This window comes from Pseudoalteromonas sp. B160 (genome assembly GCF_037162485.1).
Classification (GTDB): Bacteria; Pseudomonadota; Gammaproteobacteria; order Enterobacterales; family Alteromonadaceae; genus Pseudoalteromonas; species Pseudoalteromonas rhizosphaerae.
The window spans coordinates 3,277,727-3,298,028 of the sequence record NZ_JARLUX010000001.1; the positions used below are offsets into that span (position 1 = coordinate 3,277,727).

Below are 20,302 nucleotides of genomic sequence, written 5' to 3' on the forward strand. Positions count from 1 at the left end.
TATGTTCGATTTTCTGTGGAATTTAGGTTCTTTTATTCTAGCGCTGGGAATTTTAGTAACAGTGCATGAATATGGCCATTTTTGGGTTGCCCGCAAAGCGGGTGTGAAGGTGTTAAGGTTTTCTATTGGCTTTGGTAAACCGCTAATAAAATGGCACGATAAACACGACACTGAATATGTCATTGCAGCAATTCCTTTAGGTGGCTACGTGAAAATGCTTGATGAACGTGTTGATGAGGTGTCAGCTGAACAACGTCACTTATCATTTAATGCCAAGTCAGTACAAGCGCGTATCGCGATTGTAGCGGCAGGCCCGCTGGCTAACTTTATATTTGCTATCTTTGCTTTAGCTGCGATGTACATGGTTGGGGTTCAATCGGTGAAGCCGGTGGTTGGCTCAGTAAATGAGGGTAGCCGCGCTGAGCAAGCCGGTATTACGCCAAGTCAGCAAATTATAAAAATTGGCGATGATGATATTGCTACCTGGCAAGATGCTACGTTTGCGTTAATGGCCAGCCTAGGTGATAAAAGCGTTGCAGTTACCGTGCGTGACGAGCAATTTCAAGAACAGGTTAAAATGCTTGATATTGATGGTTGGAAACTTGATCAACAAGATGTGCCACCATTAGCTTCATTAGGTATTGTACCGTTTCGTCCGCAGGCGACTTTAACCGTTGCCACAATTTCGCCAAACTCTGCTGCAGCAGACGCTAATTTACAAGCAGGCGATGAAATTATCGCAGTAAATGGTGAAACAATAACCAGTTGGACGCAGTTAGTTAATGTTATTCAGCAATCCGCTAACAAATCATTACAATTTAGTGTAAAAAGACAAGATAGTATAGAGCTGCTAAATGTTACGCCGAAAGGACAACGTAATAGTGATGGCTTGCTACAAGGCTTTTTAGGTGTAGCGCCGGTGGTTGAAACATGGCCAGATGGTTACATTGAAACTAGACATTATGGTCCACTCGATAGTATGGTGCTGGGCGTAAGTGAAACATGGCGCTTGATCAGCCTAAGTTTTGATATGATTGGTAACTTAATTACTGGTCAAGTATCAGTGAAGAATTTAAGTGGTCCAGTTGGTATTGCTGTTGGAGCGGGAACTAGCGTAAGCTATGGCTTAGTAGCGTTTTTAGGCTTCTTAGCATTGATAAGTGTAAACCTGGGCGTATTTAATTTATTGCCCTTACCAGTGCTTGATGGTGGGCACTTAATGTATTACATAATTGAACTTTTTCGTAAAAAGCCGGTCTCTGAAAAGACACAAGAATTTGGTTTTAAAGTGGGTGCCTTGCTACTCATTTTTCTTACATGTTTCGCTTTGTTCAATGATGTATCGCGATTGTAAGCAATTGCGACAGTCTCGAATTAAAACACGATTGTAAAACACCGCTAAAGTATAATTTTAAGGTGTTGAGCGGTAATACCGTTGTAAAGGATAAAGATAATAAAATGGCTATAAAAAAACATTTGGCAGTAACAAGTTTATTAGGTGCTAGCTTTGCAGCCCTAGGCCAAAACTCCTTTATTGTTGACGATTTAAAAGTTGAAGGCTTACAGCGCGTTGCGTTGGGAGCGGCATTAACACATATTCCTATTAATGTGGGTGATAATGTTGATGACTACACAATTTCAAAAACGATTAAGTCTTTGTATAACTCAGGTCACTTCGACAACATCAAGGCACTACGTGATGGCAATAATGTTATTTTTAAAGTAACAGAGCGCCCAACAATTAGTGTTATTGAGTTTGAAGGTAATAAAGACATTAAAGACGAGCAGCTTACTCAGTCGCTTGATCAGCAAGATATTCGCCAAGGTGAACCACTGGATAAAACTGTGGTGGATAACATCGAGAAAGGCTTAATAGAGTTTTTCCACAGTATTGGTAAATACAACGCTAAAATTGATGTCAGTATCACTAAGTTACCGCGTAACCGCGTTAAGCTAAAACTTGAGTTTGATGAAGGCGATGCCGCATCTATTCGTCAGATCAACTTAGTTGGTAATGAATTATTTAGTGATGAAGACTTGTTAGCACTTGCTGAGTCACAACAAGATTTACCTTGGTGGCAGTTTATGGGCAGCGATCGCTACCAGAAACAAACCATTGAAGGCGATCTCGAGAAAATTCGTAGTTATTATTTAGACCGTGGTTACTTACGTTTTAATATTGACTCAACACAAGTATCAGTTAGTCCTGAGCGTGAATCTGTGTATGTAACAGCTAACATCACCGAAGGCGTAAAATACAAAGTGAAAGGCTTTGACTTCATTGGTGATTTACTTGGCCGTGAAAAACTGATCAAAAGCGTTATTCCACTTCGTGCCGGTGAACTTTATAATGGCTCAGTGGTTACCTCATCTGAAGAATTTATCAAAAGTTATTTAGCGCGTTTCGGTTATGCGAATGCGGAAGTTCGCACCATTCCTGAAATTGACGATGAAAACAAAGAAGTTCAGTTAACACTCTCAGTTAATCCTGGTCAGCGTGTTTATGTTCGTCGTATTATCGTTGGTGGTAACCAAAATACCGCAGATGAAGTATTACGTCGTGAAATGACCCAGCTGGAAGGCGCCTGGTTATCGAATCAGAATCTTGAGCGTTCAAAGCTACAAATTCAACGTCTTCCTTACATGGAAAGTGTTGATTTTAATGTTGTGCCAGTCCCTGGTATAGATGACCAAGTTGATGTCGATTTTACTGTTAAAGAGCAATCAGCAGGTAGCTTTAATGCAGGTCTTGCTTATGGTTCTTACTTAGGTCTGCAATTTAATATCGGTGTTACTGAGTCTAACTTCTTAGGCACGGGTAACCAGATTGGCTTTAACATCAATACCTCGCGTGGTTCAGAACGTGTTAGTTTATCGTATACCGACCCTTACTTCACCCCAGATGGTGTGTCGCAAGGCAGTAGTATTTTCTACAGTAATTACGATGCAAGTAAGTTTAGCCTCATCGATTACAAATCGAAAAGCTACGGGATTGGTACTAATATAGGATTCCCGATTGATGCGGTAAACCGTATCAACTTTGGTGTACGTTGGATCCAAGAAGAATTATCTGAAATTGCTGAATATGAGCAAACTCGTGTTATGCGTGAGACCTTCTTAGACCCGAATAATCCAGATAAAGGATTTGATTTTACTAAGTACGAACTCAGCGTTGGCTGGTCTCGTGTGACAGTAAACCGTGGCTTATTCCCAACTGCAGGTTCGCGTCAAACATTAAACTTAACAGGTACTACGCCAAACTCTGATTTAACTTACTTTAAGTTAAACTATGACTCGCGTTTTTATTGGCCGCTTTCGAATAACCATCGTTGGGTATTCTCAACCCGTGCTGCGCTTGGTTATGGTAACGGTTATGGCACAACCAATGGTTACGACCAAACATTGCCATTCCAAGAGTACTTTCGTATAACAGAAATGGAATTACGCGGTTTTGACCGTAATACTATATTGCCGCGCGCAATATCACGTACGCCACAGTTAATTCCGGGCACTTCGTTGCCAGATGGTGGCCTAACAGGCAATATAGGCGGTTCGCCAGAGTTTGATGTGTTAACACCACAAGGGCGTATTGGTGGTAATGCTAAAGCGGTTGCTGGCATGGAGTTAATTGTGCCAACTCCATTCTTGGATGAAGATAATACCAGTTCTGTACGTACCAGCTTCTTTATTGATGCTGCAAACGTATGGGATACTGAATTTAACGTTGATCGTTATAAAAATTTAGGGCCGGATGAACGCGCTAAGCTTGAGGATTATTCAGATCCGCTGCGCTTTAGGGTATCAACCGGTTTATCACTACAATGGATCTCACCTATGGGTCCTATGTTGATTAGTTTTGCGTATCCATTGCAACAAGAAGAAGATGACGATACGAAGACCATCAGCTTTAACATTAGTAATACATTCTAAAGGAGTTTTTTGTGAAAAAATCATTTAAATCATCGGCAATTGCCATTTTAGCTACACTTATGATGGGTACTTCTGCAAGTGCTTTTGCACATAAAGTAGGTATCGTAGATATGCAAGAAATCTACAAACAAATCCCACAAATGGCAAAAGTTGAGCAAACATTACAAGCTGAATTTGCTGAGCGTCGTCAAGAGCTTGAGAAGTTGCAGGGCGATATCCGCTTTGAAGCAGAAAAATTCAAGCGTGAAAGCACTACGATGAGCCAAGCGCAAAAAGATGCCCTACGTGAAAAAGTGGAAGGTATGCAAAAAAATCTTGCTGAAAAAGGTCGTCCTTTAGAGCAAGAAATTAAAGTTCGTCAAAATCAAGAATTAGCTAAAGTTCAAGGTCTTATCATCAAAGCAATCGAAGATATTGCCAAAGATGGTAAATATGATGAAGTTAAAGTTAAAGATACTACTATCTACTTTAACCCTAAAACGGTAGTTGATTTATCAAGTAAAGTTGTTGATCAAGTAAGTAAGCAATAGAACTTATTATATGCATAATTATACGCTTTCGCAGATTGCGGAACTTCTAGGCGCCGAGCTTGACGGTGACGGCGCTTGGGAAATCTCAAAAATTGCTACACTTGCAAATGCCCAATCTGGGCATATTGCATTTTTAGCGAATAAGAAATATCGCTCACAACTTAGTGATACTCAAGCGGGGGCAGTGATCTTATCTGCCGCAGATGCAGAGTATTATCAAGGTAATAAGCTCATCGTTGCTAACCCCTATGTTTGCTACGCGAAATTAGCTCAGTTACTCGATACCACGCCACGTTCAGCGTCATCAGGTATACACCCAAGTGCGGTGATCCACCCTGATGCCACGGTTGCAAGCACAGCCGCTGTTGCCGCTAATGCGGTGATTGAAGCCGGAGCGGTAATTGGTGATAACGTGCAAATAGGTGCTAATTGCTTTATTGGTGAAAACACAAAAATTGGCAATGGCACAAAACTGTGGGCAAATGTCAGTGTTTATCATGATGTAGAGATTGGCAATGATTGTTTATTTCAATCAAGTAGCGTAATCGGCAGTGATGGCTTTGGCTATGCAAACGATAAAGGACAATGGATAAAAATCCCTCAGCTTGGTCGCGTTATTATTAGTGACAAGGTTGAAATTGGTGCAGGTACTACGGTTGATCGCGGCGCAATAGACGACACGATTATTCACAGCAATGTGATTATCGATAACCAATGTCAAATTGCTCATAATGTTGAAATTGGTTCAGGCACAGCAATTGCTGGCTGTACCGTGATAGCTGGTAGTACAACTATTGGTAAAAATTGCCAGATTGCGGGGCTTGTAGGCATAAATGGTCACATAGATATCTGTGATGGTGTTATACTTACGGGTATGAGCATGGTGACTAAAGCGATTACGGAACCTGGTGTTTATTCCTCAGGGCTTCCACACTCTTCAAATAAAGAGTGGCGCAGAAACATTGCCCATTTACGTAATCTGCCAGAGATGAAAGTTCGCCTTAAAGCGCTAGAGACTCTGACTAAGTCATTAAACGTTGATCATTAATAAGGATGCTATTTTGGCAAACGAATTAAATAGCCTTGATATACAAGAAATTTTAAGCTTACTTCCGCATCGTTACCCGATGCTACTAGTTGACCGTGTGCTTGATTACACCCCTGGTGAATCATTACATGCAATTAAGAACGTAACTTTTAATGAACCGATTTTTACCGGCCATTTCCCTAACCAGCCAATTTTTCCTGGTGTATTAATTTTAGAAGCCATGGCACAGGCAACCGGTTTATTGGGTTTTAAAACTGTCGAAAATCGCAGTGAAAATGAACTATACTTATTTGCAGCGATAGATAATGCGCGCTTTAAACAACCAGTAACGCCTGGTGACACCATGCATTTACACGTTCAATTTTTAAAAGAGCGTCGTAATATTTGGAAGTTTGCAGCAGAAGCAAAAGTTGATGGCAAAATAGTATGTAGTGCCGAAATCATGTGTGCGAGAAGAGAGCTTTAATTGTGATCCATCCTACAGCGATAATCGAATCAGGTGCAAAGTTAGGTAATAATGTATCAGTTGGCCCTTACAGCTACATTGGCAACGATGTGGTTATTGGTGACAACTGCATTATCGAATCCCATGTTGTGGTCAAAGGTCCGTCAACAATAGGTTCAGGAAATCATATATTTCAATTTGCGTCTGTAGGTGAAGCCTGCCAAGACAAAAAATATAATAATGAGCCAACCACACTTATCATTGGCGATAACAATGTTATTCGTGAATGCGCGACTATCCACCGAGGTACAATTCAAGACCAAGGTGTGACTAAGATTGGCAGCAATAATTTATTTATGGCTTACACTCACGTAGCTCATGATGCAGTGATTGGCGATAACGTTATTTTTGCTAATAATGCATCTGTTGCAGGCCATGTACATATTGGTGACTGGGTTATCTTAGCGGGTAATTCAGGTATTCATCAATTCTGTAAAGTGGGGGCACATGCCTTTGTAGGTATGTACTCTGGCGTCAACAAAGATGTGCCGCCGTTTGTAACAACCATAGGTACGCCAGCAGGTCCTGTTGCAATTAATACTGAAGGCATGAAACGCCGTGGTTTTGAAAGCGATGAAGTAATGGCAACACGTCGTGCTTATAAAACATTATACCGCAAGAGCTTAGGTGTTGAAGAGGCACTTGCAGCGCTTGCTGATGATGCCGCTAAGTACCCAGCAGTACAGTTAATGGTTGATTTTGTGAAAAATTCTGAACGCGGTATTATTCGTTAATTCGTTTATGCTGTGTATAAAAGCCACCAGTTATTAAGTTAACTTGGTGGCTTTTTTGTATTCACTGTTTTGTATTTACTTTAATTCAGTTGCAGCTCAGTTGATACCTGCTACCTTTATGCATTCTAAGGGAGCGTTGAATTTTGATTAAAGCACTTTTAATTAGCTTAGCACTGGCTATTTTAGCTGGCTGTAGTAGCTCGCCGACAAACTATTCTGCAACAAGCACAGGTATTCGTGAGCAGGGAAATGCTAGCTTTTATGCCGATAAATACCATGGTCGGCTGACCGCTAGTGGTGAAAAGTTTGACCAACAAGCCATGACTGCGGCGCACAAACAGCTCCTTTTAACAGCAAAGTTAAAGTCACAAACACAGCAAATAACCGTTCAGTGGTCGTTCGAGTGAATGATCGCGGTCCTTTTATTCGCGGCCGTATCATCGATTTAACAAAGCATGCGTTTGAGCAACTCGCAGAGCCAAGCTCGGGCGTTATTAACGTAACCGTTGAAGTAATTGATTAAAAGCGTGTGATCAAGTTCACGTACTCAGGTTGCTCTGCTAATAGTTGCTGATGCGTTGCAATCGCTTTTATTTGCCCTTGCTCTAACCAAATTACGTTATCCATATTGGCAAGTAAGGCAGGGTCGTGAGTTATGCTGATCACAGTACAGTGCTGCATGCTGGTTAATATCGCATCCATAACTTGATGCTTCGATTGATTGTCGAGGCCTTCGGTTGGCTCATCAAGCACTAAAATAGCCGGTGCTCTGAGTAAGGCTTGCGCTAACGCTAAACGCCGCGATTGCCCACGCGACAAACTTCTGCCACCTGTGCCTAAGCGGGTGTCTAATCCTAGTTTTAACTCGCTAAGCCAATCACCTAACTGTGCTTGTTGACAGGCTGTGCGCATTTGTTGTTTAGTTGCTGAGGGCGCCGCATAGCGTAAGTTTTCAGCAATGGTGCCATCAAAAATATGATGTTGTTGTGCGACTATGTTAATCAGTTCGCAGCGATTTTGTTGACTGATCGTGTTAATTGCTATGGTTTTGTCTGCTGAAGTTAGATTTATCTCACCATTTTGCTGTGGCCATAAACCACTGAGTAAATTAACCAGCGTACTTTTCCCACTGCCGCTTTGCCCCACAATCGCGACTTTTTGCAGTGGCTCAATCGCAAAACTTAAGTTGTTAAGCGCAAAAGTATCACTGTGGTAACAATAACTAAGATCTTTAAATTCAAGCCCTAAAGGTTGCACTGATAACGACTCCTGAACGCTTGTAGTTTCAGGGCGCAGTTTATCTTCTAAATCAAAAATACGCTTTGCAGCGCTTAGCGCTACGGGCAATTGAATAAACGCATTTGGCAGCGTTAGCACCGTTTCAAAACTAGCAAGCACAAATAAACTAAGCATTGCCAGTTCAACATTGGCCATAGCTCCGCTGTAAACTAGCGGTGCAATTATCATAATGGCACCGAGCATACTCAGTTGTACTATTAATAGTGATACGCCATTACTATGTGCTTCGGCGCTATGGCGAACAAATAGTTGCCGATTATAGCGTTCACTGGCTGCCCGACATTGCTCAATTTGTTGCTCGGTGGCTTGATAGATAGCCAGCTCTCGTAAGCCACTTAGGGTATCTGATAATTCAGCACGTAAAGTCGCCGAATAGTGAGTTTCGAGGTCGGCAGTTTGCTGAAGTTGTTTACTCAGTATGATCGGCAGGGCAACGCCTACTATTAAGAGTGCAGTAAAGCATAGTAGCGCTACATTACTGTTGTAGGCTGCCATAATTGCAACCACAATTGGCACGCTGATTAGCGCAACAATCATTGGTAATAATACGTTTAAGTAAAATTTATCGAGCGCTTCAACGTCATTTTGCATGCGGTTAAATAGATCGGCGCTGCGGCTCATGGCTAAATCAACATTGCTTAGCTGGCTTAGCGTGTTAAAAACACTGACACGAATTTCACTTAATAATAAAAATGTGGCGTTGTGGGTTACCAATCGCTCGCCGTAACGAGAGGCGGTTCTTACGATTGCCAAAAATCTAATTGTGCCGGCTGGTGTGAAGTAATTCATTTGCGTGCCGGCCAAGCCAGCCGCAGCCATGGCGGCTAAAAACCAACCAGAAATAGCCAATAAGCCAACGTTTGCCAGTACTGTTAAGGTTGCTAAAAATGCCCCTAACAGCATTGCACCTAGGTGCGGTCTACACAGTTTTAATAAACGTAAAAAATTAGTCATGCTGTTTACTCCTTGCATGCACTAAATCAAACAGCGCGCCTTGGTTATCGATGAGGGTTTTAAAGCTACCTTGTTCAATAACAGCACCATCTTTCATTACAATAACTTGTTTAGCTTGTGCAATGGTATTTAAGCGATGGGCTATCACCACAACGAGATGTTGCTGTGCATAATGATTGATAGCCGCTTGCACCTGTTGCTCAGTTTGGCTATCGAGGTGTGCGGTTGGCTCATCAAGGATCAAAATTGGCGCTTGTTTTAAAAATGCCCGAGCTAAAGCGATCCGCTGCTTTTGCCCGCCTGAGAGTCCTTCGCCTTGTTCACCAATTTGAGTGTCAAAGCCCTCTGGTAATTGATTGATAAACTCAAGTGCACCAGCTTGCTCTGCTGCAGTTTCTAGCTGCGTGAGTGTGGCATCCGGTTTGGCCAATAGTAAGTTAGCTTTGATACTGTTAAACAATAAAGTAGGTTGTTGTGGGATCCAGGCAATATGTTGCTGCCATTGCTTAATGTGTGATGCGGCTAATTGTTGTTGATTTACCGTAACAGCACCGATCACCTGAGGATGAAACCCTAATAAACAATCGAGTAAGGTGCTTTTACCAGCACCACTTTGACCAACGATGGCATACAGGCCTGTGCCTGCAAATGTTAGGTTTATATTGTTAACGCCTTCATTACTTTGTGGGTAATGAAAATTTAAATTATCAATATTTAGTTGTTCGATACTTGGTAAGTTTAAGCTATTTTGAGTATTTGGTTGTATGTTCTCAAGAGCCTTAGCAGGGAGTGGCTCATTCAATATTTTTAGCATATCAGCGGCGGCACTAATCCCTTCTAATCGGGCATGGTAATGGCTGCCGAGTTGGCGCAGCGGTAAATAAAACTCCAGGGCAAGTAACAGTACAACAAAGCCGGTCGAAAAATCTAAGGTACCAAAAAACAACCGAAAACCGATTATCACCGCTACTAACGCGACACTAATGGTCGCTAAAAACTCGAGTGCGAAAGATGATAAAAATGCGATTTTTAATACGTTTAAAGTCGCATGGCGAAAGTCATCGGAAATTTTGGCAATTTGTTTTAGTTCGCGCGTAGTCGCATTAAATAACTTTAGTTGGGTTAAGCCTTGTAAGCGGTCAAAAAAGTAATTACCCAACACAGCTAGTTGTTGCCAACGTTGTTGATTCAGTTGTTCTGCTTTGTGGCCAACCAAAATCATAAAAAACGGAATTAGGGGGCGGTGAATAAAAAAATCAACCCAGCTTTCCAATCGGTAGGAAAAATCACCATCAGGATAGCCAAAGGAATAAGCGCACTGTAAGCCACGCTCGGTAAATAATTAGCATAATAATCGTGCAGTGCTTCAACACCATTGTGTAGGGTGTTTAAAGTCGCGCCATGACCTTGTTGTTCAATATAACTTGGCCCAAGTAAGGTGAGTTTCTCGAGTAAAGCATGGCGCATTGCAGTTTTAATTTTAAGTGCGGCTTGGGCACTTATGCGCTGCGAAAATCCAAGCAATATTCCGCGCCCTAAAATCAATGCTGCTAATGGCCAAAGTAAAGGGGTAATAGTGGCTAAATTGGCGTGTTCAAACATCACTAAATGAATTGATCGTGCCACTAAATAAGCACTGGCAATCATCAATAATGCGTTAAATGTTCCTAGCGCAATACTGATTTTTAAAAGACTGCCAGCGTGATTGGAATGCGTTTTTAAAAACGCGCGTAGCGTAGTTTGCTGCGCGCGATTTGGTCGGGGGTTAGTCGTCATTTTGGCGATTAAGCCTATCGTGTAATTCTTGTTCGTCGTCAGCGATACTGTCTTTGTTCTGGCCAAATTCGTACCACATAACGTTGATCACACCTAACGTACAGGCTAATAAAACACCGAGTATCCAAGCAAAATACCACATAGATCAAATCTCCTTAGTAACTGCCATGGCTGTTATTTTCAATTTCTTCTACGGTTACTTTGCGCCACATTTTCACATAACACCATGTGGTGTAAAGTAAAATAAGTGGCACAAAAATACTTACTGCAATAAACATTACATTCAATGTTCTATGGCTAGAAACCGCATCCCATATTGTTAAACTAATATCAGGGTGATTACTTGATGGCATAATAAATGGGAATAAGGACATTCCAGCCGTCATGATCACACCGCCAAGCATTAAGCTTGTTGCTATTAATGCCAGGCCCGGTCTATTAATTTTTGAACATATCCACGCTAATGCAGCCATTAAAAAAGCGACCGCAGGGAACAGCATAGTTAAAGGCAGTTGTTGATAATTGTTTAACCAAGCACCTGCAGAGGTGGTTACTGTTTTATCTAGTGGGTTTGCAAAGCCTTGCGTATCACCCATCGAGATTATTTGGTAACCATCAAGATTAGCAATCCAAATACCTGCAACAGCAAATAACACGATGAATGCTAACAGTGCATAACGACCATATTGCGCTGAGCGACGAGCAACATCACTGTCTGTACGCAGCTGTAACCACATACCGCCATGGGCAAGTAACATAGTTACGCTGATCAAGCCGGCTAATAAGGCAAATGGATTTAATAATGCAAAGAAAGATCCTTGGTAGCTGGTTCTAAGGTATTCATCAATACTAAATGGCACACCTAAAAACAGATTGCCAAAGGCCACGCCAAATACCAGAGCAGGAATGGCACTGCCAGCAAATAAGCCCCAATCCCAATTGTTACGCCAGCGTGGAGAGTCAATTTTGCTGCGATAGTCAAAACCCAAAGGTCTAAAAAATAAGGCAAACAATACCAACATCATAGCAAAGTAAAAGCCCGAAAATGCAGCCGCATAAACCATCGGCCACGCTGCAAATAAGGCACCACCTGCGGTGATAAACCATACTTGGTTACCATCCCAGTGTGGACCTATCGTATTGATCACCACACGGCGTTCACTGTCGGTTTTACCAACTAACTTGATAAGCATAGCCACGCCCATGTCCATACCATCGGTGATTGCAAAACCAATTAACAATACGCCGATGATAACCCACCAAAGTAACTTTAACGTTTCATAATCGAAAATCATGATTTTGCTCCTTGCTCGTCAGTTATTTGGTCGCCATTAGTATGGTCATCTAAATGTTCAAAGTGATATTTACCAGTGTGCAATGAACTTGGTCCTATTTTTACAAATCGCAGCATCAGCCAGCCTTCGACAATAGCAAGGCCGGTGTAGAAGACGATAAAGCCGGTTAAGCTTATTAAAATATCATTGACAGTCAGTGACGAGGTCGCTAAAAAGGTTGGCAGTATTTCAGAGATTGCCCACGGCTGACGGCCATACTCGGCAACTATCCAGCCAAATTCAATTGCTATCCAAGGTAGAGGGATACTCCACACCGCAGCCCACAATAACCAACGTTTTTGTTCAATCACACGATGTGCATTGTAATAAAAAGACAATACAAATACGCCCAGCATAATCACACCACAGCCAACCATGATCCTAAATGACCAAAACATCGGGCCTACTTGAGGGAACGAATCTTTAACGGCTTGCTGAATTTGTGCTTCAGTTGCATCCACTACATTTGGTGTATAACGCTTTAACAATAAGCCGTAGCCTAAATCAGCTTTGAGGGTGTCAAACTTAGCAATATTCTCAGCTGAGTCATCACCACTGCGCAGTTTTTCAAGGTATTTATAAGCGATCATACCGTTACGAATACGCACTTCGTGTTGTTTTTCTAAATCATTAATGCCGGTAACTTGCTCATCTAACGAGCGGGTCGCTATTAAGCCAAGCGCATACGGGATTTTAACGGCGGCATGGGTCACCTGTTTATCAGAATCAGGGATCCCCACTAACGTAAACGCAGCGGGTGCTTCCTCGGTGTGCCATTCAGCTTCAATGGTTGCCAGTTTTACTTTTTGTACTTCACCGACTTCATAGCCTGATTCATCGCCAAGTAAAATAACACACAATACTGAGGCTAAACCAAAGCCGCTAGCGACTGAAAAAGAGCGTTTTGCAAAAGCGAGATCACGGCCCTTAAGGATATACCAACTACTGATCCCCAATACGAACATGGATGCGGCAACATAGCCCGCAGACACAGTATGAATAAACTTAACTTGTGCGACAGGGTTAAACACAAGCTCGGCAAAACTCGTCATTTCCATGCGCATAGTTTGATAGTTAAATTCAGCACCGACAGGGTTTTGCATCCAACCATTAGCGACTAATATCCACAGCGCAGACATATTAGTACCAATAGCCATTAAAAAGGTTGCACCTAAATGCTGGCGTTTACTGAGCCGCTCCCAGCCTAAAAAGAACATACCTACAAAGGTCGATTCTAAAAAGAATGCCATTAGCCCTTCTATTGCAAGGGGAGCGCCAAATACATCGCCCACATAATGAGAGTAATAAGACCAGTTAGTACCAAATTCAAACTCCATGGTAAGGCCTGTGGCTACACCAATGGCGAAGTTAATGCCAAATAGTTTACCCCAAAACTTGGTCATATCACGGTAGATTTCTCGGCCGGTCATTACATAAACCGACTCCATGATCACTAAAATCCAGGTCATACCTAGAGTCAGTGGTACAAATAAAAAGTGAAACAGGGCGGTGACAGCAAACTGTAATCGCGATAGATCCACAAAGGTTTCATCTATCATTTTTTATAGCTCCTTGTATGTGCGGGCGAGTCACAAAACAAATAAAGTAAGCAAAAGTTAGTTAATTAAGTTTCAGTAATTATTGAAACTTTATGCATTATTCTCTTTTGGTTAATTATTGTCAATCACAACATGGATAAATATTACCCCATTATGATTAATGCGACGCTTTTTAATCGGCTTTAGTTAGTGAAACACAGAGCTTAACTATTTACCAATATATGTTTGAAAAACAGGCAAATAGTTCTGATTGTATCAGTAAAGGTACGTTGCTGAAGGTTTCTCTAATTTATTCAGGGTGTGTCATTTAATCGCGCAGTAAAACAAGCTAGACTACTGCCTATGACCGTCTTGTTGACTTGTGAATAAAAAACAGCCATGAATAAAGATAAACAGCCACTACGTATAGCGATTGTAGTTGGAGAGCTCTCTGGTGATATTTTAGGTGAAGGCCTAATTAAAGCATTGAAACAGCGCTACCCTGATGCCATTTTTGAAGGTATTGCAGGGCCGAAAATGCAGGCGCAAGGCTGTAGTAGCTTATTTGATATGGAAGAGTTAGCTGTAATGGGCTTAGTGGAAGTGCTAGGCCGATTACCGCGGTTATTAAAAATTCGCAAGCAACTAGTCCAACACTTTATTGATAACCCGCCAGACGTTTATATAGGTATTGATGCACCTGACTTTAATTTACGGGTTGAAAAGCCGTTAAAAGATGCTGGGATTAAAACGATTCAATATGTAAGTCCATCAGTGTGGGCATGGCGAGAAAAACGTATCCACAAAATCAGCGCTGCAACCAATATGGTGCTGGCTTTATTACCGTTTGAAAAAGCATTTTATGATAAACATAATGTGCCATGTACTTTTGTTGGCCATACACTGGCTGATGATATTGCCCTTGAGCATGACGACAGCGCAGCGCGTCAACAATTGGGTTTAAGCCTTGATGATAAAGTACTGGCATTATTGCCAGGTAGTCGAGGCTCAGAAGTAGGGTTGCTTAGTGAAACTTACCTTAAAACAGCGGCGGGCTACAAGCTAAAAATCCTGATTTAAAAATAGTGGTGCCATTAGTAAATGAGCAACGCAAAGCACAATTTAGTGCTATTTTGGCAGCTACAGCGCCACAACTAAATATTCAGTTGTTGGATGGGCAATCGAACCTTGCAATGCAAGCGGCAGATGTGATTTTAATTGCATCAGGTACCGCGACCCTGGAAGGGATGCTTTATAAAAAACCTATGGTGGTTGGCTATAAAATAAAAGCCCTAAGTTATTGGATTTTTAAAAGTTTATTCACTTTTAATATTAAATACTTTTCGTTACCAAACTTATTAGCTGACGAAGAGCTAGTGCCTGAATTTATGCAGCATGATTGCAGCGTTGAAAACCTAACGAACGCCCTTGAACCAATGCTAAATAGTGATAATCGCGAGTTAAAAGCGCGTTTTTTAGCCATTCACCAGCAAATACGCTTAAATGCTAGTGAGCAAGCAGCCACTGCTGTTGCGGAGATTATAGATGCAAATTGAACGACCTAACCTCAGCTTTATCGCTGGCGTTGACGAAGTCGGCCGTGGGCCATTAGTTGGCGATGTAGTGACCGCTGCGGTGATCCTCGATCCAGCTAAACCGATAGCTGGTCTTGCGGATTCAAAAAAGTTAACCGATAAAAAACGCCAAGCACTGGCAATTGAGATCAAAGAAAAAGCGCTGTGTTGGTCCATTGGCCGATGTAGCCCCACAGAAATCGACGAGTTAAATATTCTCCATGCCACTATGCTGGCAATGACTCGTGCGGTTGAAGGCTTAAGTACCACCCCTGAGTTTGTATTTGTCGATGGCAATCGCCTACCTGCGCTCAGTATGCCGGCACAAGCCGTAATAAAAGGCGACAGTCTAGTGGCAGAGATCTCAGCAGCATCCATTATTGCTAAAGTTGCCCGTGATGATGAAATGATTGAGCTTGATAAACGCTATCCAGAATATGGTTTTGCAGGTCATAAAGGCTACCCAACCAAGGCACATTTTGCTGCTCTTGAGCAGTACGGCGCCATTAGTGAACATCGTAAAAGCTTTAAACCAGTACAACGTGTACTGGCGATGCAGGAGAAGTAATGGCAGCTCCAGATTTTGTGCATTTACGGGTACATTCAGACTTTTCAATGGTCGATGGTTTAGCGAAAACTAAACCGATTGTCGCCAAAGCGCAGGAATTACAATTACCGGCATTGGCCATTACCGACCAAATGAACTTATGTGGTTTAGTGCGCTTTTATGACACCGCTCATAATGCGGGTATTAAACCAATTGTTGGTGCTGATTTTTGGTTACACAGCCCAGAGTTTCCAGAAGGGCCTTGTCGGTTAGTTATTTTAGCTAAAGATAATGTCGGTTATAAAAATCTTACCCTTTTAATCTCTAAAGCGTATCAACGTGGGCATTTATTTCATCGCCCTGTTATTGAACGAGATTGGTTAGTTGAGCACAAAGAAGGGCTTATTTTACTCTCTGGTGCCAAAGATGGCGATTTAGGTAAAGCGCTATTAAAAGGCAACCCAGCCACAGTTGAGTCGGTGGTTAGTTTTTATAAACAGCATTTTAGTGATAACTACTATATTGAGTTGATACGTACTAAGCGTACACAAGAAGAAGACTATTTACACTTAGCGGTTGAGCTTGCAACCGTTGAGCAATTGCCAGTTGTGGCTACCAACGAAGTGGTATTTTTGAAGCCTGAAAACTTCGAGGCCCACGAAATACGCGTAGCAATATTTGACGGCTATACGCTTGATGATAAACGCCGACCAAAGCGCTTCTCTGAAGAGCAGTACTTAAAAACCCCAGCACAAATGGCTGAGCTGTTTAGTGATATCCCAGAAGCGCTGCAAAACAGTGTGGAAATCGCCAAACGCTGTAATGTGACGGTGCAGCTTGGTACGTATTTCTTACCAGATTACCCAACCGGCTCATTAAAAATTGAAGACTTCTTGGTGAAAGTATCCCGAGACGGTCTTGAAGAGCGCCTACAGTTTTTATTCCCTGATGAAGCTGACCGAGCAGAAAAACGTGTTGAATACGACGAGCGTTTACAAATCGAGCTCGATGTAATTAACCAAATGGGTTTCCCTGGTTACTTCTTGATCGTAATGGAGTTCATCCAGTGGAGTAAAGATAACAATATTCCAGTTGGGCCAGGGCGTGGTTCAGGTGCGGGTTCGTTAGTGGCGTACGCGCTGAAAATTACCGATCTTGATCCGCTTGAATTTGATTTACTTTTCGAGCGCTTCTTGAACCCTGAACGTGTATCAATGCCGGATTTCGACGTCGATTTCTGTATGGATAGACGCGATGAAGTAATCGATCACGTATCGGCTCTATATGGACGAGACGCGGTATCACAGATCATTACTTTTGGTACTATGGCAGCAAAAGCGGTAATACGCGATGTTGGCCGAGTACTTGGCCACCCGTACGGATTTGTTGACCGTATATCAAAACTGATCCCAGGCGATCCTGGCATGACGTTGGCAAAAGCGTTTGATGTTGAGCCGCGCCTGCAAGAAGCTTACGATGGCGATACAGAAGTAAAAGACTTAATCGATATGTGTCGCATCCTTGAAGGCTGTACACGTAACGCTGGTAAACATGCCGGTGGTGTGGTTATTTCACCGACTACAATTACTGATTTTGCCGCCCTGTATTGTGACGATGAAGGTAAGTTTCCGGTTACTCAGTTTGATAAAAATGACGTAGAGACAGCCGGATTAGTAAAGTTTGACTTCTTAGGTCTACGAACCCTGACCATTTTGCAATGGGCAGTTGATATGACTAATGAGCGCTTAACCCGAGAGGGCAAAGAGTCAATAGATATCAACACCATTCCACTGAATGATAAAAAGAGTATAGAGCTGCTATTAAGAGCAGAAACTACCGCGGTATTCCAACTTGAATCCCGTGGTATGAAAGACTTAGTAAGGCGCTTAAAGCCCGATTGCTTTGAAGATATGATCGCCTTGGTAGCCTTGTTTCGTCCTGGGCCATTGCAGTCAGGCATGGTAGATAACTTTATCGACCGAAAACTTGGTCGCGAAGAAATTTCTTATCCAGATGCACAATATCAACACGAAAGCTTAAAGCCTATTTTGGAGCCGACTTACGGCATTATCTTGTATCAAGAACAAGTAATGCAAATTGCTCAGGTACTGGCTGGTTACACCCTAGGTGGCGCCGATATGTTACGTCGTGCAATGGGTAAGAAAAAGCCAGAAGAGATGGCAAAACAGCGTTCAACATTTGAAGATGGTGCGCGAAATAACGGCATTGACGGCGAACTGGCGATTAAAATCTTCGACTTGGTAGAGAAGTTCGCAGGCTACGGTTTCAATAAATCGCACTCCGCAGCCTATGCGTTAGTATCGTACCAAACGCTGTGGATGAAAACCCATTATCCTGCTGAATTTATGGCGGCGGTGATGTCGGCTGATATGGATAACACTGAAAAAATCGTCACCTTGGTTGATGAATGTGAGAATATGAAACTCACTTTATTACCGCCTGATGTAAATGCCGGTGCCTATAAGTTTACAGTAAACCTCAATGGTGAAATTGTTTATGGTATTGGTGCTATCAAAGGCGTGGGTGAAGCGCCTGTAGATGCAATTTTAGAAGCGCGAAGTAACGGTGGGCCATTTAAAGACCTATTCGATTTTTGTGCGCGGGTAGATTTAAAACGTATCAATAAACGCGTAACCGAAAAACTTATTTACGCCGGTGCGCTTGATCAACTCGGTCCCGAGAAAACGCAACCAGCGCGTGCTACGTTATTGGCAAGCTTAAAAGACGCCATGAAAGCGGCTGATCAGCATCATAAAGCAGAGTCGTTAGGGCAAACTGATTTATTTGGTTTATTAGCGACAGAGCCGGATGAAGTCGAGCAAGCATTTATAAAAGCCACGCCACTGACTGATAACCAATGGCTTGATGGGGAAAAAGAAACCTTAGGCTTATATTTAACCGGGCACCCAATAAATCAGTATCGTAAAGAGCTGAAATATTACACCAGTGGTAAATTAGTGGATTTACAGCCAACTAATCGTGATGTGCAATCAACCGCTGCAGGCCTTGTTATAGCTGCACGTACACTAGTAAATAAAAAGGAAATCGTTGGGGGCTTGTAACTTTAGATGACAAGAGTGCCCGTATTGATGTACGCTTATTCCCAGAACAGTTTGAAATGTACCAAGATATGCTGCAAATCAACAATATCTTGGTAATATCTGGACAGGTCAGCTTTGATAACTTCTCCGGTGGTATTACAATGACCGCCAGAGACATATGCACCATCGCGCAAGCGCGCGAAAAACGTATTAAAGCGATTAAAATGACGCTAAATATGGTGCAAATCGAAGCCAACTTCTTCGATAAATTACAAAAAGTACTCGAACCTTATAAGTTTGGTACTTGTCCGATTAAGGTTTACTATCAGCGTCCAGATGCGTTGGCACAGTTAACCCTCGGGACAGAATGGTGTGTTACGCCTAGCGATGACTTAATTCATAAGTTATCGTTAATGGCGGCGCAAGATGTAGAACTAGAATTTAACTAATTAGGTAGTTTAGAGCATGAGCCTCAATTATCTTGATTTTGAGCTTCCAATCGCAGAGTTAGAAGCAAAAATTGAAGAGTTACAAAATATAAGCCGCGCTGGCGATTTAGACCTTGAGTTAGAAGAGGAAGTCAGTCGATTAAAAGAGAAAAGCGCTAAAATGAAAGAGGAAATATTCTCTAAATTAGGTGCTTGGCAGGTTTCTCAGTTAGCCCGTCATCCGTTGCGTCCTTATACTCGAGATTATATCGAGCGTATTTTCACGGAATTTGACGAGTTTGCTGGCGATCGTACTTTTGCGAATGATCCGGCAATTTTAGGCGGTGTTGCACGCTTTGAAGGTCAACCAGTGATGGTTATTGGCCAACAAAAAGGCCGTGACACAGCTGAAAAAATTAAACGCAACTTTGGTATGCCAAAGCCTGAAGGTTACCGTAAAGCATTACGCTTAATGGAAATGGCAGAGCGTTTTAAAATGCCAATTATGACCTTTATCGACACCCCAGGTGCATACCCTGGTGTTGGCGCTGAAGAGCGAGGCCAATCTGAAGCAATCGCACGTAACCTTAAAGTGATGGCAGCATTAAAAGTGCCAACAATTTGTACGGTTATTGGTGAAGGTGGCTCAGGTGGCGCTCTAGCCATTGGTGTAGGTGATCGCGTTAACATGTTGCAGTACAGTACTTACTCGGTGATTTCACCAGAAGGTTGTGCATCAATTTTGTGGAAGAGCGCTGATAAAGCCCCTCTTGCTGCAGAAGCGATGGGTGTAACCGCTGAGCGTGTTAAAGAGCTTGATTTGATCAACAGCTTAGTTGAAGAGCCATTAGGTGGCGCACACCGTAACTACGAAGGTATGGCGCGTAACCTGAAAAATCAACTTAAGCGCGATTTAGCTGATTTACAAGCTCTGTCACTGGATGAGATGCTTGATCAACGCTATAAACGTTTAATGTCGTTTGGCTATTGTTAAGATAAACAAAACAACCAAATTGATGAAAAAAAGCCGCTATTGCGGCTTT

At 42.3% G+C, this 20,302-nt stretch carries 12 protein-coding genes and 4 pseudogenes; 11 read left to right on the plus strand and 5 right to left on the minus strand.

The features are described from left to right. Position 1: 1 nt before the first annotated feature. From rseP to P4S61_RS15435, 7 genes and pseudogenes are all read left to right on the plus strand, one after another. A complete protein-coding gene (gene rseP, locus P4S61_RS15405) occupies positions 2-1,354 on the plus strand; it encodes a sigma E protease regulator RseP (protein WP_337118587.1) in 1,353 nt (450 codons plus the stop codon). Positions 1,355-1,458: 104 nt separating this feature from the next. Next, on the plus strand, positions 1,459-3,930 hold the full coding sequence (gene bamA / locus P4S61_RS15410; protein ID WP_337118588.1) for an outer membrane protein assembly factor BamA: 2,472 nt from the start codon (positions 1,459-1,461) through the stop codon (positions 3,928-3,930). An 11-nt stretch (positions 3,931-3,941) separates the two neighbouring features. Beyond that, positions 3,942-4,460 (plus strand): OmpH family outer membrane protein, encoded by a 519-nt coding sequence (locus tag P4S61_RS15415; protein ID WP_145240487.1) that lies wholly within the window; start codon positions 3,942-3,944, stop codon positions 4,458-4,460. A gap of 10 nt (positions 4,461-4,470) precedes the next feature. Then, positions 4,471-5,508, plus strand: coding sequence for a UDP-3-O-(3-hydroxymyristoyl)glucosamine N-acyltransferase (gene lpxD, locus P4S61_RS15420; protein ID WP_182731382.1), 1,038 nt, complete (start codon positions 4,471-4,473; stop codon positions 5,506-5,508). 13 nt (positions 5,509-5,521) lie between these two features. Beyond that, entirely contained in the window at positions 5,522-5,974 is a 453-nt protein-coding gene (gene fabZ / locus P4S61_RS15425) for a 3-hydroxyacyl-ACP dehydratase FabZ (protein WP_145240491.1), read from the plus strand. Between the two features lie 2 nt (positions 5,975-5,976). Next, entirely contained in the window at positions 5,977-6,747 is a 771-nt protein-coding gene (gene lpxA, locus P4S61_RS15430) for an acyl-ACP--UDP-N-acetylglucosamine O-acyltransferase (protein ID WP_145240493.1), read from the plus strand. Positions 6,748-6,887: 140 nt separating this feature from the next. Then, positions 6,888-7,270, plus strand: a pseudogene (locus tag P4S61_RS15435) (septal ring lytic transglycosylase RlpA family protein). On the opposite strand, the gene cydC reads toward P4S61_RS15435, so the two are convergent. The 5 genes and pseudogenes from cydC to P4S61_RS15460 form a co-directional block, all read right to left on the minus strand. Next, positions 7,267-9,000 carry a thiol reductant ABC exporter subunit CydC gene (cydC, locus tag P4S61_RS15440; protein WP_182731384.1) on the minus strand — a complete coding sequence of 578 codons (1,734 nt, stop codon included), beginning with the start codon at positions 8,998-9,000 and terminating at the stop codon, positions 7,267-7,269. The pseudogene P4S61_RS15435 and the gene cydC sit on opposite strands and share 4 nt — an antisense overlap. Continuing rightward, positions 8,993-10,776, minus strand: a pseudogene (gene cydD, locus P4S61_RS15445) (thiol reductant ABC exporter subunit CydD). The gene cydC and the pseudogene cydD overlap by 8 nt, the downstream one beginning before the upstream one ends. Further along, positions 10,766-10,918 carry a cytochrome bd-I oxidase subunit CydX gene (cydX, locus tag P4S61_RS15450; protein ID WP_064667585.1) on the minus strand — a complete coding sequence of 51 codons (153 nt, stop codon included), beginning with the start codon at positions 10,916-10,918 and terminating at the stop codon, positions 10,766-10,768. The pseudogene cydD and the gene cydX overlap by 11 nt, the downstream one beginning before the upstream one ends. A gap of 13 nt (positions 10,919-10,931) precedes the next feature. Beyond that, positions 10,932-12,071, minus strand: coding sequence for a cytochrome d ubiquinol oxidase subunit II (gene cydB, locus P4S61_RS15455; protein ID WP_337118589.1), 1,140 nt, complete (start codon positions 12,069-12,071; stop codon positions 10,932-10,934). Beyond that, on the minus strand, positions 12,068-13,669 hold the full coding sequence (locus tag P4S61_RS15460) for a cytochrome ubiquinol oxidase subunit I (RefSeq protein ID WP_182731386.1): 1,602 nt from the start codon (positions 13,667-13,669) through the stop codon (positions 12,068-12,070). Before P4S61_RS15460 ends, cydB begins: the two co-directional genes overlap by 4 nt. A gap of 378 nt (positions 13,670-14,047) precedes the next feature. Between P4S61_RS15460 and lpxB the strand changes: the two are divergent. From lpxB to accA, 4 genes and pseudogenes are all read left to right on the plus strand, one after another. Then, positions 14,048-15,204 (plus strand): annotated as a pseudogene (gene lpxB, locus P4S61_RS15465) (lipid-A-disaccharide synthase). Then, complete coding sequence (gene rnhB / locus P4S61_RS15470; RefSeq protein ID WP_145240504.1) at positions 15,194-15,790, plus strand: ribonuclease HII; 597 nt, start codon at positions 15,194-15,196, stop codon at positions 15,788-15,790. Before lpxB ends, rnhB begins: the two are co-directional and overlap by 11 nt. Beyond that, positions 15,790-19,280: pseudogene (gene dnaE / locus P4S61_RS15475) on the plus strand (DNA polymerase III subunit alpha). The gene rnhB and the pseudogene dnaE overlap by 1 nt, the downstream one beginning before the upstream one ends. Positions 19,281-19,296: 16 nt before the next feature. Beyond that, positions 19,297-20,253 carry an acetyl-CoA carboxylase carboxyl transferase subunit alpha gene (gene accA, locus P4S61_RS15480; protein WP_145240508.1) on the plus strand — a complete coding sequence of 319 codons (957 nt, stop codon included), beginning with the start codon at positions 19,297-19,299 and terminating at the stop codon, positions 20,251-20,253. Positions 20,254-20,302: the final 49 nt, after the last annotated feature.